Source organism: Victivallis sp. Marseille-Q1083 (assembly GCF_903645315.1).
Lineage (GTDB): Bacteria > Verrucomicrobiota > Lentisphaeria > Victivallales > Victivallaceae > UMGS1518.
The window spans coordinates 2,971,079-2,985,350 of record NZ_CAHJXL010000001.1 but is presented as its reverse complement, the minus strand read 5'-3'; the positions used below and the strand labels follow the sequence as shown (position 1 = coordinate 2,985,350).

12 protein-coding genes are annotated in these 14,272 nt (G+C 57.9%); 6 read left to right on the top strand and 6 right to left on the bottom strand.

The genetic code is table 11. From position 1 onward, the window contains the following. Positions 1–232 precede the first annotated feature (232 nt). The 4 genes from HWX74_RS12255 to HWX74_RS12240 form a co-directional block, all read right to left on the bottom strand. Positions 233–2,254: a glycoside hydrolase family 2 TIM barrel-domain containing protein gene (locus HWX74_RS12255; protein ID WP_176013816.1), complete on the bottom strand. Its 2,022-nt coding sequence runs from the start codon at positions 2,252–2,254 to the stop codon at positions 233–235. A gap of 11 nt (positions 2,255–2,265) precedes the next feature. Then, complete coding sequence (locus HWX74_RS20515) at positions 2,266–3,030, bottom strand: type II secretion system protein (RefSeq protein WP_176013815.1); 765 nt, start codon at positions 3,028–3,030, stop codon at positions 2,266–2,268. An 88-nt stretch (positions 3,031–3,118) separates the two neighbouring features. After that, a complete protein-coding gene (locus HWX74_RS20510) occupies positions 3,119–3,865 on the bottom strand; it encodes a type II secretion system protein (RefSeq protein ID WP_176013814.1) in 747 nt (248 codons plus the stop codon). A gap of 158 nt (positions 3,866–4,023) precedes the next feature. Further along, positions 4,024–5,238, bottom strand: a complete 1,215-nt coding sequence (locus HWX74_RS12240; RefSeq protein WP_176013813.1) for a substrate-binding domain-containing protein — start codon at positions 5,236–5,238, stop codon at positions 4,024–4,026. 374 nt (positions 5,239–5,612) lie between these two features. Between HWX74_RS12240 and HWX74_RS12235 the strand changes: the two genes are divergently transcribed. From HWX74_RS12235 to HWX74_RS12215, 5 genes are all read left to right on the top strand, one after another. Further along, positions 5,613–5,765, top strand: coding sequence for a hypothetical protein (locus HWX74_RS12235; RefSeq protein ID WP_176013812.1), 153 nt, complete (start codon positions 5,613–5,615; stop codon positions 5,763–5,765). A 13-nt stretch (positions 5,766–5,778) separates the two neighbouring features. Further along, on the top strand, positions 5,779–6,828 hold the full coding sequence (locus HWX74_RS12230) for a zinc ribbon domain-containing protein (RefSeq protein ID WP_176013811.1): 1,050 nt from the start codon (positions 5,779–5,781) through the stop codon (positions 6,826–6,828). A 193-nt stretch (positions 6,829–7,021) separates the two neighbouring features. Next, positions 7,022–8,305, top strand: a complete 1,284-nt coding sequence (locus tag HWX74_RS12225) for a 3-deoxy-D-manno-octulosonic acid transferase (RefSeq protein WP_176013810.1) — start codon at positions 7,022–7,024, stop codon at positions 8,303–8,305. Positions 8,306–8,319: 14 nt separating this feature from the next. Further along, entirely contained in the window at positions 8,320–9,603 is a 1,284-nt protein-coding gene (gene thiC / locus HWX74_RS12220; protein WP_176013809.1) for a phosphomethylpyrimidine synthase ThiC, read from the top strand. A gap of 51 nt (positions 9,604–9,654) precedes the next feature. Next, positions 9,655–11,502, top strand: coding sequence for an ABC transporter ATP-binding protein (locus HWX74_RS12215; protein WP_176013808.1), 1,848 nt, complete (start codon positions 9,655–9,657; stop codon positions 11,500–11,502). Positions 11,503–11,506: 4 nt separating this feature from the next. Here HWX74_RS12215 and acpS read toward each other — a convergent pair whose 3' ends face one another. Further along, a complete protein-coding gene (acpS, locus tag HWX74_RS12210) occupies positions 11,507–11,896 on the bottom strand; it encodes a holo-ACP synthase (RefSeq protein WP_176013807.1) in 390 nt (129 codons plus the stop codon). 99 nt (positions 11,897–11,995) lie between these two features. Here acpS and HWX74_RS12205 point away from each other — a divergent pair, with 99 nt between their 5' ends. Beyond that, the gene (locus HWX74_RS12205) at positions 11,996–12,709 is read left to right on the top strand and encodes a 16S rRNA (uracil(1498)-N(3))-methyltransferase (RefSeq protein WP_176013806.1); all 714 of its coding nucleotides are present in this window, start codon (positions 11,996–11,998) and stop codon (positions 12,707–12,709) included. A gap of 6 nt (positions 12,710–12,715) precedes the next feature. Here the strand turns inward: HWX74_RS12205 and HWX74_RS12200 are convergent, their stop codons facing one another. Beyond that, positions 12,716–14,092, bottom strand: a complete 1,377-nt coding sequence (locus HWX74_RS12200) for a PHP domain-containing protein (protein WP_176013805.1) — start codon at positions 14,090–14,092, stop codon at positions 12,716–12,718. Positions 14,093–14,272: the final 180 nt, after the last annotated feature.

The window sequence follows — 14,272 nt, the reverse complement described above, 5'->3', positions numbered from 1 at the left end:
CTTAAAAAAATGCGCCCGATTCCTCCCCCGGAATATGCCCGGACGTTTTGAAAAAGCTTATAATATACTGCGGCAACCGGAAAATACAATTTTCAAAATCAATCCCTCTTCCATTTCACTGAACGGAAGAGGGACAAAATCCGCCGCAATCAGTCAGCGGATCAAAAAAATGCCGGCGGCGGCCGCCGTGGTGACGGGTAATCGGCCGGCCGCCGCCGGCATCTCCCAATTATTATTCTCCTTCCGCCACCGGCGTCACTTCCATCAAATCGAACCAGGCGACGCCCGGCGAATCGAACTCAAGCTGCCAGCGGACAGTCGAACTGTCCGGAATAAAATCACATTCGAATTTCTGCCAGCAGTCGACAGCGGTAAATTCCACTTTTTCACCGGCCCCCCGGCTGCCGACCGGCGTGAAGCCGAAGCGGAATTCTTTTCCCGGCTGCGTTTTGGCCCAGATGCCGAACCGCAGCGGTTTGCCGGTTTCGAGATTGCGCAACGGGTAGGGATCGAGGAAGAATGCCGCTTCCCGCCGCGGTACCATAACGCGCAGGGCATGAAAACCATGAATTGCTTCAGTCGGATCGACATAGACAGTGCCGCCCTGTTTTTCCGGTTCCAGATTGCACCAGAAATAACAACTGTCCGGCGTCCCCACCTGGGTATTGGCTTCAAAGCTCGGATCAGCGGTCAAATTGGCCGGATCGATTTTCACCCGGTCAAACCTCTGCGGCGCCAGCTCCAACTGATAGATCCGCACGCCGTAACCGTCAATGAAATCCCGCCATCGGCCGTTTTCGACCGCCACCCGGCGGCCGGTTTCGAATTTGACTTCCGCCTCGCCATTCCAGCCACAACCCGGCAGGGACAATTCAATCGGTTTCGGCCGGTTCTCATAATTGACCGCGATCACCAGCAATGAACCGGCCCGCCGCCAGCCGGAGGCGACGACGAATTTCGCCTCGGACATCTTCTCGATCCCGGAACGATCGCCGGCCTCCCCCGCCACCGCCACCGGGACATAATCTTCCTCACTCAACAGAAACGGCGCCAGCTCCTGCAGTTCCAGATTCAAATTGATACATTCGCCCCACAGCACCCGGGATTTCGGAAAACCGTTCGGCCAGCGGCGGATGAAATACTGGATGCCGGTCGTGCCGGCGGCGACGGCGGAGTACACCATGCCGCGCATCTCCTGCGCGGTCGGTTCCCGTTCCCACCACTCCGCGCCGCCGAACGCCTGCGGCACCGTCCAGCACGGTTTACCCGGCCGCAACCCCCACCAGGTATATTCGGCGACCGGCCCCAACGGCGGCCCCCACGGCACCGGATAGTGATCGGCCATCGACAGGTCGAAGCCGTCGGCAAATTTCACCGCCGCGCTCGGCGACATGAACACCACGCTGATCGGATGATAAGGATCGAGCCGGCGAATCGTCTCATAGACCGCCTGCAATCCCTCCGGCGTCGCACCGTGTCCGGTCGGTTCGTCGCTGATATACCAGGCCAGCAAAGCCTCATGCTCCCGCACCGCCAGCACTTCAGCTTCCAATTGCGCCATTTTGCGCCGATATTCCGGATCGTCCGGCTTCACCGCAGTATCGTCGACGACGCTCTGGAGCTGGTAATGCACCTTGAGACCATGCCCGGCGCATTCGTCCAGGAATTTCAAACGGTTGTCCAGCGTATCGGACGTGATGGTCTGGTAGGGACTGACGACATTGAACAGCCCGAACGCCGCATCCGCCACCTGCCCGGACGTGACGGCGCACGCTTCAGAGTAAGTGTAAAATCCGCCCGGAAAAAACGGTTTGCCGTCGACGATCAAGCCGCGCGATATCCGGTTGATCTTCACCGTATGCGGCTTCGGCGGCAGCTTTTCGAACGCCAGCGTTCCCTGCAGGGTTTCCCGGCCGCCTGGCAATTGCAGCTGCCATTGGAAAAGCCGCCGGCCTTCCGGCAGCTTTTCAATCGGCAACGGCAGCAACTGGTAGTCGCTGGCCAGCGCCGTATTCAACAAAGTTGCCGTCTCATCCGCCAGGCGGAAGCTGCCGCCGGCCAGGCCGGCTCCAGCCACCAGAAGGCGGGCCTCCGTTTCATCGGTGTAATAATTCTGTCCCAGCAGAACCATCGGCTTCCCGGCGGCCTTGGGCTCCAGACTCAACTGCATCGTCTGCGGCGTCACCGCCGCCGGACTCGCCGGACAGCTGCAGACAAGACATCCCAGCAGCATTGGAATTTGATACCATTTCATATGACGTCCTCTTAAAACTCATCGATATAATTCAACGAATCATAGCTGTAGCCCCGGGCAATTTTACCATCTTTGTCGACGACATCGTAAAACAAATTCGCTTCTCTGCCGCCATAGCGGTGCAGAATATACGGCGTGCCGCCGTGGATGTTGGCTTTATACTGCGCCAGAGTGACGGAACGGACACTGCCGTCCAGAAAGGCCGTATTGGCGCGTCCCGAATGGCACAGATAGGGAGCGCAACTGTAACCGGCATCCGGATAGTAGTAGAGAAAAGCGTTCGGATACATCCGGCCGTCACTTTTCGTCACGCCGTCGGCCGCGATGACAAAATTGGATACCCCGACTTTAACGCCATTGCTCCACAGGCAGACCGTATCGGCCAAAGCCGTCGTCTTGAAGGAACCGGCTCCTTCTTCCCAGTAATAGACAGCCGGATAGGCCGGGTTGGTCAACCGGTCCGGCTCCTCCAGCGTCATCTCCCCGTCGCCGGAGTTGACCGGGCAGACCAATCCCTTTGTCATACCATATCCGCCGTCATGAAAAGCTTCGACATAGGATTGTCCGCCCCACATCATGTTCATGATGATCATGTCGTCATTGTCGATCGCATAACTGTGCATCATCAACCCGATCTGTTTGAGATTGCTGACACATTTGATCGCCTGCGCCTTCGCTTTGGCCTGTGAGAGCGCCGGCAGCAGCATGCTGGCGAGAATGGCGATGATCGCGATCACAACCAGGAGTTCAATCAATGTAAATTTTTGTCTTTTCATCTTTTGTCTTTCTATTTTCAATCCTCAACTTGCGACTCGGCTGTTTTCCGGCCAGCCCGGGGTTCCGGAGCCCCGGGCCGCCTCTTCCTTACAGCTCCCACCCGGTGATCACTTTGTTGTCGCTCAGCAACACTTTATAGAACGCCTTGGCTTCACGGCCGCCGGTGCAGGGCAGAATATACGGCGCCCGCCCCGCGCCGCTTTTGAATCCACCGAGCGTAATGGAACGGGCGCTGCCGTCCAGAAAAGCGACATTGGACCGGTTCGAATGAATCAAGTAAGGGGCACTGTAATACCCTTCTTCGTCGAAATTATAGTCCAGAAAACAATTCGGCCAGACCGAAGCGCCGTCGGAAGCAGCTCCGTCCGCCGCGACGGCCAAATTCGACGAGCCGACGGTAATATCCGTCCAGGCGCATTTCACCGTACTCAAGTTGGACGTCTTGAAAGATCCCGGCGCATTGTAAGCCTCATCAAGCCAATAGAACAGCGCCGGATAAGCCGGATTGTTGAATTCATCCTCGCCATCGAGGTTCATTTCCCCCTTGCCGGAATTGCTCGGACAAACCAGATCCTTCGAAAGGCCATAACCGCCTTCACTGAACACATAGGTATAGGGATCTCCGGACCAGGGAGCATTCATGATGATCATATCATCGAAATCGCCGGCATACATCTGCATCATCAAACCGATCTGTTTGAGATTGCTGACGCATTTGATCGCCTGCGCCTTCGCTTTGGCCTGTGAAAGCGCCGGCAGCAGCATGCTGGCCAAAATAGCAATGATCGCGATTACGACAAGCAATTCAATCAATGTAAAACTTTGTTTCCTCATTTTTTTCACCCTTTCTTAGAGATGTTGAATGATTTTCAGGTTGCCCAAACAATCGCCCGCGCCTATTGAAACCGGACTTTCAAGCATTTTGTTGCGCCGGCAAAATGCCTTCGCCCGATTCCAATATTGTGCAGCGGCCATTTTCTTTTTTTCGCTTTCTACAGCAAGTCCAGAGTCGCGCCGCAGGAGTCCTTGATGCACAACTGCGGTTTCAGGTAAATCACCCGCCGCTCCGCCGGCAGGTCGCGGGCCAGCGCCACCGCCGCGTTGACCAACTCCTCGGTGTCGAAACCGACCGTCGTGATCTTCACCGGCGAATAATCCGACCAGGCGGTGTTGAAAAACCCGGTGATCGCCAGGTCCTCCGGCACCCGGATGCCCAGCTCCTGCGCCGCCTTGATGAAATTCAGGGCGCAGAAATCCATGTGGCACATGATCGCGTCCGGCGGGTTCGGCGCGCTCATGATGTCGGCCAGCACCTTTTTGGTGATATAGCTGCCGTAGATGCCGGTGAATTTCACATTGTAATTGGCCAGATTGTACTCCCGCAGCGCCCGTTCGTAGCCGCCGTAGATCATCAGGAAATGGTGCTGGTTGTTCCAGCCCGGCTGGGTCGGCGACCGGTGCGGCTCGGAAACCGAAAACATGATCCGTTTCCGGCCGAGTTTCGCCAGATGCGCCGTCATCATATAGAAGGCCTGCTCGAAATCGAGCAGCACCGCATTGCCGGGAATTTCCGGGTAATCCAGCTCGAACAGGAAAATCGAACGCAGCGGTGGAAAATTCTGTAAAATCGGATTGTCGATATAGTCCTTGCCGAACACGATCGCCGCCTGCAAATCGTCCTCCAGCGCCGCATTCAAATGGTTCATCAGCGCCGGATTCGGCATCGGCTTCATGATCAGGTCGTGGCTGGCCAGCACCGGCAGCAAGCCGTTCAGATTCAGCCGCTCATGCACCAGTTCGAAGATGTCCTGGTACAACTGGCCGATCGGCGGCAGTATCTTGCTGATCGACCGGTGCAACTCCTGCTCGGAAGCGACCGGCTTGCCTTTCAATTTGGTTTCCAGCAATCGGCACATGTTCTGCATGATATGGCAACTGGCCGGCAGGCAGAGCAAAACTTTCCCGCTGTTCGAACCGCCGCCGGGAAAATGCGGCTTCACCACCACTCCGCTGCGCGGCTTGCGGATGATCAGATCGTTGCGCTCCAGAATGTCCAGCGCGCTCTGCACCACCGGCGGGCTGGTCTCGAATTGCGCCGCCAGCCGACGGATCGACTGCAACCGTTCACCATTTTTCAATTCCCCTTTGGTAATCGCATTGGTGACCGCTTCGACGATCGATTGTGATTTGGTAAGCCGACGGTACATGATTGTATATCCTATGTGCTATATCTGTTACAAGGGATAGTATAGCAAATTTTCATTACAATGTCAATATCTGTATAAGGGAAAAGCGAAAATAAAACGATTTTTTTATTCAACAACTAGCTATAAATGATAAACTTATACAGATTGCTACACAAAATGAATACAGATTTATTACAAATGATACACAATTCTTTTACAGATCATTGCCAGCGTATTTTTCGCCGTCAATTAAAAGACATGCAGCACTGGTACAATTCAACATTTTCTTAATGCCGGCCTAACTTTTTTCCGATTTCGGACAATGGACTTGACTATTCTTCGCCGGAACCCTATATTCTCAGTCGAAAACCGCAGAATCAGGCAAAAGAACGATTTTGAAACATTTACTGAAACAACTGCCGGACACGGCTGCCACGGTCATCCCCCCGCTGGCCCGCCGGAACGCTTGCGGCGGCGAATTGGACGGCGCCGCTCCGCCGATGACCGTCTTCAATATTTCAGCCGTATTCCGGCCAGTTTACAAATAACGAGGAGTATTTCATGATTCATCGAAATGACGAGCCCCAATGTCCGCAGTGCGGTTTCCCGCTGGCGCCGGATGCCCGCGTCTGCCGCAACTGCGGCACTCTTCTGAATCTGAAAGACAGTGGAACTGCCCTGAAGACGGCCGGCCGGTTCGGCCTGGCCGTGGCAATCGGCCTCGCCATCTCGCTGATCTGCGGTATGATCTGGGCGGCCATCGTCGTCGTCAGCAACGTCGAAAGCAGTTGGCTGGCCATCGCCATCGGCGTTGCCACCGGTTTTGCGGTCCGGAAACTGACCCCGGAGCGCAGTTTGCGGACCGGAATGGTGGCAATTCTGCTGGCGCTGGCCGGTTTGGCCGTCGGCAAAATCCTGACGGTGGAATACCAGATCCGGGCCTCTGTCCGCGAAGAGATGCAAACCCGCTATTTTGTGAAAGACGATACCCTGCCGGCGCTGCTGGCCAATGAGCTGGTCAAAGCCGGGGAACTGCCCGATCCAGACCAGAAATTGAATCAGTTGAAAGCCGAAGGAATTGATGCCGATTGGGCGATGTATCAACAGGCGGAGCAGGAGGCGAAGAGACAGACCGCCGCCAATTTCGATGAAGCAGCCAACCGGATGGCGAACTGGACGGACGAGCAGCGTGATGAGTACCGGCAATTTCAGCAGACTCAGCCGCTGGTTTTCTATCTGATCGGCCAGAAAATCACCGATGGCGAATATACTCCGTCATTGACGAAGGAGGAAATCGATGCCTTCCAGGCGCGGGCGGACGACCTGAGTGAAGAAGAATACCGGCAGCTATCCGAATATATTCAGCAATACCAAACCTTGTACGACGAACAGTGGGAGCAGGTCATCGCCCTGCAGCCGTCAGATCTGGACGAATTACGCAGCCGGGCCGCCCGGGATGACACGGCGATGCGGCTGGCCTCCTATACGTTGTCGGACCGGTTGGAAATTTTCAAAATTTTTTTCAGCGCCCATGACCTGCTCTGGGCCGCATTGGCGCTCATTTCAGCCTACCAACTGGCGGCCAGGAGCGGCAGGAACGACGAATTCTGAACGGAACCGGAGGTGCACCGCCGGAACCGCGTCTTGACCGGCCGCGCCGGAACATTTCGCCGGCTCCAAACTCCGGTGCAGCGGGTTCCGGGCATTCCGCCCGGAAATCGCCGCTTTCTGGCGCAACACAATTGAAAACCCGGCCGGAAGCGGTATATTCCCTGAAACCGTTTTTATGTTAAGAGATGAAAATATGCGTTTCATGTTGTTGATTTATCATATCCTGTTTCCGATCGGCTTTCTGTTGTTTCTGCCCGGCCTGCTCTATAAATTATGGCGGCGGCCCGGCTGGAAAACGACCTTCGCCGAACGTTTCGGCCATTTTTCTCCCGAGCGCCGGGCCCGGCTGGCGTCCGGCCGCGGCGCCATCTGGCTGCATTCGGTCAGCGTCGGCGAAACGGTCATCGCCCTGGCACTGCTGAAACATTACCAGGCGACTTACCCCGATCACAAATTCGTCCTGTCCACGACGACGACGACCGGCCAGGCGCTGGCCCGCAGCAAAGCGCCGGAAGGGGTCGAAGTCATCTTCTGTCCAATCGATTTCTTCCCGTTCGTCCGCCGGACGATGACGCTCGTCCAGCCGTCGCTGCTGGTCATTCTGGAAACCGAAATCTGGCCGGCGCTGATCTATGAAGCGAAGCGGGTCGGCTGTTCGCTGGCGCTGGTCAACGCCCGGATGTCCGACCGCTCTTCCCGGGGTTATTACCGGTTCCGGAAATTTTTCCGGCCGCTGCTGGAAGAGTTCGACCTGATCGCGACACAGAGCGAAGCGGACGCCGAACGCTTCCGGCACGTTTCGCCGGCGGCGGCAGTCGTTCCGGTCGGCAATTTAAAATTCGACCAGCCGGTGCCGGCCGATCTGCAGCCGGTCGACCTGAATCGGTATTTCGGTCCGGGTCCCCATCTGATCCTGCTCGGCGCCAGCACCCATCCGGGCGAAGAGGAGTTGATCGCCTCGGTGTTCCGGAATTTACAGCCGGCCTTCCCGCCGTTGCGCCTGGTGCTGGTGCCGCGCCATGCCGAGCGCGGCAGTGAAATCGCCGCCATGCTGCAGAAGCAGTCGCTCAAGTTCGCCCGCCGCAGCCGGGAAGCCGCGGCGGCCGAACCGGTCGATTGCCTGCTGGCGGACACCACCGGCGAAATGCTGAAACTGATGGCCGCCGCCGACGTCGTGGTCATGGGCAAAAGCCTGGCCGGGCAGGACGAAGGCCATAACCTCATCGAACCGGCCCTGCTGGCCAAACCGATCGTCACCGGCAGCGTTCTGCGCAATTTCCGTTTTATCCTGCAGATTCTGACCGAAGCGGATGCCGTCCGCCTGGTCGAAAACGACGACCGGCTGCAGCCGGTCCTGACCCAACTGTTCGCCGACGCGGCTCAACGCCGTCAACTCGGCGAACGCGCCTATGCGGCCGTCGCCCGGCACGCCGGCGCCACCGCCAAAGTGATCAAGCTACTGGAGGAAACGCTTTGAAAATAAATACCCAAATGAGTCGCGCCAAAGCCGGCGAAATCACGCCGGCAATCGCCGCCGTCGCCGCCAAAGAATACCTGGAACCGGAATTCATCCGCGCCGGCGTCGCCGCCGGAACCATCGTCATTCCGGCCAACATCCATCACCACGCCCTTCAACCGATCGGCATCGGCCGGCAATTGACGACCAAAATCAACGCCAACATCGGCAATTCGACATTGTCGAGCTGCCCGCAGCAGGAGCTGGCCAAGCTGCGCGCCGCGCTGAAATACGGCGCCGACACGGTCATGGACCTGAGTACCGGCGCCAATATCGTCCAAATCCGCAAATTGATCGTCGAGAACAGTCCGGCCCCGATCGGCACGGTGCCGGTTTACGAGGCGCTGGCCCGCGCCAAGAGCGCCGACAAGCTGACCGGGGAGCTGATCCTCGAAGTCATCCAGGACCAGGCGGAACAGGGCGTCGATTACATGACCATTCATCCGGGGTTGCTGTACGACCACATTCCGCTGGCCAGAAAACGGCTGCTGCGCATCGTCAGCCGCGGCGGCTCGATCCTGGCCCGGTGGATGCAGAAAAATCACTGCGAAAATCCGTTCTACACGTTGTTCGACCGCATTCTGGAAATCTGCGCGGCGTATGACGTCACTTTGTCGCTCGGCGACGGCATGCGGCCCGGCTGCTTGGCCGACGCCAGCGACGAGGCGCAATTCGCCGAACTGAAGGTGCTCGGCGACCTGGTGCGCCGCTGCCGCGCCGCCGACGTGCAGGCGATGGTCGAGGGGCCCGGCCACATTCCGCTCGACGAAATCGAAATGAACATGAAAAAAGAGCAGCAGCTCTGCGACGATGCGCCGTTTTATATCCTCGGCCCGGTGGTCATCGACTGCGCGCCCGGTTACGATCACATCACCAGCGCCATCGGCGGCACGCTCGGCGCTTATTACGGGGCGGCGATGCTCTGCTATGTCACGCCGAAGGAACACCTCGGCCTGCCGAACGCCGAAGATGTCCGCAACGGCGTCATCGCCTACAAGATCGCCGCCCATGCCGCCGATATCGCCCGCAAACGGCCGTTCGCCCGCAAACGCGACGACGCCATCAGCCAGGCGCGCGCCGATTTCGATTGGGAAAAACAATTCGAGCTGGCGCTCGATCCGGACCGGGCGCGGGAATTGCGCCGGGAGGCCATCGAGGAAAGCAGCCAGGCGGGCGGCAAACCGCACGGCGACGACCGGTTCTGCACGATGTGCGGCCCGGATTTCTGTTCGATGCGCATCAGCCGGGAACTGGATTGACGGGTCCGGTTTCCCGTTTTCAAATGCTCAACCATTCTGGGAGATTCGCTCATGGAGTCCAAGGAAAACAAGTCCCCGAAAAAGTTCTCCCCCGAACTGCTGCATCTGGAATACAGCAAGGATAAGATTTTCCGCAACTACATCAAATTCTACCGGGAAGACATCGGCCGGCTGATTTACGCCGGACTGCTGTACGTTCTGAAGGCGGCGCCGGTCTGGATCATGCCGATCGTCACCGCCAACATCATCAATTTATGGGATTCCGAAGCGCCGAATGCCGATTGGCTGATTTTGTTGAATTTCCTGGTCGGCGCCGCCGCCATCGTCCAGAACGTCCCGACCCACGTCTGGTTCGTCCGGGTGTTGAGCAAGGTGACGCGCAAAGTCGAAATGAATCTGCGGACCTCGCTGTGCACCCGGCTGCAGCACCTGTCCATCCCCTATCACACCAACAACAAGCTCGGCGTGCTGCAGACCAAAGTGCTGCGCGACGTCGAAAATATCGAAATGCTGACCAGGATGCTGGTCGAAAGCCTGCCGCAAATCCTCATCACATTCGCCGTGGCGCTGACGGTCACCGCCTGCCGGGCGCCGCTTTTCATCATCTTTTACCTGGCCACCGTGCCGCTGGCGGTGCTGATCTGCAAAGTGATGAACCGCCGTATGCAGCGCTACAACCAGGAGTTCCGCCTCAGCGTCGAATCGATGTCCGGCAAAGTGATCGAAATGCTCCGGATGATCCAGATCACCCGGGCGCACAACATCGAGGACGACGAACTCAACCGGGTCAATGCCAAGCTGGAAGAGGTGAAAATACGCGGCCTGCGGCTCGACTTTCTCAACGCCATCTTCAACTCGGTGAACTGGGTGACCTTCATGCTGTTCAACATGATCACCCTGTTCGCCGCCGTCATGCTGCGGCGCGGCGGCGTCATTCAGATCGAAGTCGGCGACATCGTGTTATTGTCCACTTACTTCGGCTCCATCACCGGATCGGTCATGCAGTTATTGAACACCATCCCGGCCATCAGCAAAGGATTGGAATCGGTCCGTTCGATCGGCGAGGTGCTGGAATGTCCGGACCTTGAAATGAACGCCGGCAAACCGGCGGTTCACCAATTGGACGGCTATTATGAATTCGACCATGTCACTTTCAGTTACGAAAACGACGCATCCTATGCGATCCGCGATTTCAGTTTGCAGATCAAGCCCGGAGAAACCATCGCGCTGGTCGGCCCTTCCGGCTCGGGCAAATCGACGATCATGCAATTGCTGATCGGTTTCATCCGCCCCACCGCCGGACGAATTCTGGTCGACAGCCACAATATGAACGACATCGACCTGCGCAGCTACCGGCGCTTCCTCTCGGTGGTCAGCCAGGAAACCTTGCTGTTCGACGGCACAATCCGCGACAACATCGTCTACGGCGCCTCCAACGTCACCGAGGAAGCCCTCGAACAGGCCGTCAGCAGCGCCAATCTGGCCGAGTTCATCGGTTCGCTGCCGGAAGGACTGAACACCCGGGTCAAAGAGAACGGCGCCCGGCTCTCCGGCGGCCAGAAGCAGCGGATCGCCATCGCCCGCGCCCTGCTCCGCAATCCGCGCGTCCTGCTGCTGGACGAAGCGACCTCCGCACTGGACGTCGAATCGGAAGCATTGATCCAGGAAGCGCTGGACCGCCTGATCAAAGGCCGGACCACCTTCATCGTCGCGCACCGGCTGTCGACGATCCGCAACGCCAACCGCATCGTCGTACTGCAGCATGGTGAAATCGCCGAAATCGGCAGCCATGAGGAGCTGCTGGCGCGACAGGGCATTTATTACCGGATGAATCTTTTGCAGTCGCATGAGATTTCGGCGCAGGAAGCGGCCGCCATCGGCAAAGAACTGGAGCAATAACCGTTCAATTTGCCTCGATGATCACCATCGCCGTCGCATAGCGGCGCTCGTGGGAAATGCTCAGGTGAACCGTGGCGTTCGGATGCAGGCGATACAAGGTTTCCGCCGCCGCCCCGCCCAGCGTCACCAACGGCCGGCCGATGGCGTCGTTGCCGATTTCAATGTCCTGCCAATGACAGTTTTCGCCGATGCCGCATCCCAGCGCCTTGGACAACGCCTCCTTGGCCGCCCAGCGGCCGGCGTAATATTCGTAACCGCCACTGCCGCGTTCCCGGCCGGCCGCCAGCTCGCCGGCGGAATAAACCCGCTCCAGGAACGCTTCGCCGATGGAACCGTTCAACAATTTCCGCACCCGCTCGATTTCCACGATATCCGTCCCCAGCCCGATAATCATTGCAGTTTCCTCATCCGATCTGTTGCTTTTTCAAACTTTTCCGGTATACTATAGCTTCGAAAAAACAATTTACGAAAGAAATTTACGGCGGATCATCCGGTGAACTTAATCATTCTGCAAACGGAAGATTTCATCGGCCCCGGCCTGGCGCGCCTGACCGGGCGCCGGCTGGAGCACCTGCGCGACGTCCTGCGCGCTACGCCCGGCAAATGCTGCAAAGTCGGTTTGCTCAACGGCCGGCGCGGCTGCGGCGAACTGCTCCGCTGTTCGGCGGAAGCCGCGGAGCTGGCGGTGACGCTGAATTCGCCGCCGCCGGCACCGCCGGCATGCAAGCTGGTCATCGCCCTGCCCCGGCCCCAGACGCTCAAAAAAGTTCTCCATGCCGGCATTACCATCGGCGTCAAAGAATTTCATTTCATCCACTGCTTCAAGGTGGAAAAAAGTTACTGGTCCAGCCCGCGGCTCCAGCCGGAGGCGCTCTCCGATGAAATTCTGGCGGCGCTCGAACAATCCGGCGATACGCTCACGCCGGCCATCGCGTTTCACCGCTCCTTCAAACCGTTCGTTGAGGATGCCCTGCCGGCCATCCTGGCCGGAACGACGGCACTGGTCGCCCATCCCTATACCGACAACCGCTGTCCGGGCGGACTCGAAGGCCCGGTTTCGCTGGTCCTGGGCCCGGAAGGCGGTTTCACCGATTACGAAGTCGACCGGCTCACCGCCGCCGGCTGCCGGCCCGTGCGGCTCGGCGCGCGCATCCTCCGCACCGAAGTGGCGCTGCCGGTGCTGCTCGGCCGGCTGGGCGTCTTTTAAATCCGCTCATTTGCCGTCGGCCTGAAAGTACTTTTTCATCAGTTCGGCGACGGCGTAGCGCCGTGCGTCCAACTCCGGCACCGCCGTTTCGTCGCCCCGGACCGCCCGCAACAGCAGTTCTCCCTCCTCGCGGCAGAGTGCGTCGTGTTTTGGGAAATACTCATGCAGCAGAAAGTAGGCGTAACGCGCCAACCGGAAATCGGCATTCCATACCCGCAAATCCCGGCCATCGACATTCTCCACCGCAACCGAACGATGGTCAAGAATGGCGGCGGACAGCTCGCCAAAATCAACCGACGGCGCAAAGACGATCGTATAATACCAGTAGAAGAAACTCTCCGGATCGTAAGTGTGGCCATCGCTGGCGCCGACCACCGGAAGGTGATTGCCGTCCCGCAGCAGTTGCAGATAACGCGACAACATCAGCGCATTGTCCTCGGTGGCGCTTTTTTCATAACCGCCGATCAATTCGACGGCATCGAAATTCCGGCGTTTCAGTATCCATTCGGCAGTATCGTCCATGATGTACACCCGGTTGGCCATCCGGTAATAGGGATGGCTGAAAATCGCTATCCCGCCGCCGGCGCGGATTTGATCGAAAACCACTTCACTGGAAGCGACGTCTTCCCTGGCCACCTGATTGTCGTCGGCTGGAATCGTCGCCAGTTTGGCCTGAAAAGCAGCCTGATACTCCTCCGGATGATCCCGGAACCAGTCGCTGACGCCGAAGCTGCCGCCAAAATTGACGATATGGACCGGATTGCGCGGCGCATGCACCTCCTCGCCCGGATAACATCGCAATTCGGTCGGCAGAGCCGCCATCGCCTCGATCGCCAGCAGCGACGGCCGGTAGGCCACATGGTCGCTCAGGGCCATGAAATCGAGCCCCTTGCACCGGGCATAGGCCGCCACCTCGGCCGGCTCTCCCTTGCCGTCGGAATAACGGCTGTGCATATGGACATCCCCTTTCCAGGGACGCAGCCGCCAGAGGTCTTCCCGCAGAGCATAAACCTTCAAATTCGCCAGTTGCCGCGGCTGCCGCGTGTCGCCTTCGAGGCGGAAAATGCGAAAAGCATACTCCATTTCACCGTCGAAATTCAGCTCCAGCGCCAGCGTCGTTTCATCGATGATTTCAAACGGAATCTCGCGATGGCTGTCATAATAGGCATAGGTTCGATGATCGAACATGCCGTCACCGCGCACATAGTCGATCACCAGCCGTTCCGGTTCCCGCAGCAGACCGGCATCTTTGCAATCAATGGTCAGCCGGTTGACCCGGCCGGCCCGAACGACGATCGGATAAAGGTCGAAATCATCGTTGTCCCAGGCATCTGCCCTTGTCATTGTCAGCAGCAGCAATAATCCGAGAAACCATCTCATCATCTTTTCCTTTCCATTTTTGGTAAGTTTCTTTGAAGAAAAAATAGAATTACTCTCCCGCCGATGCAAGCGGCGGGCCGGTCGGGGCAACACCATTTTTCACAATATTTTTCCTCCAAAACAGCTTTTTCAACCAAATCAATCATTTGGTTGAAAATAATTCAGGAATCCGGTACAATAAAA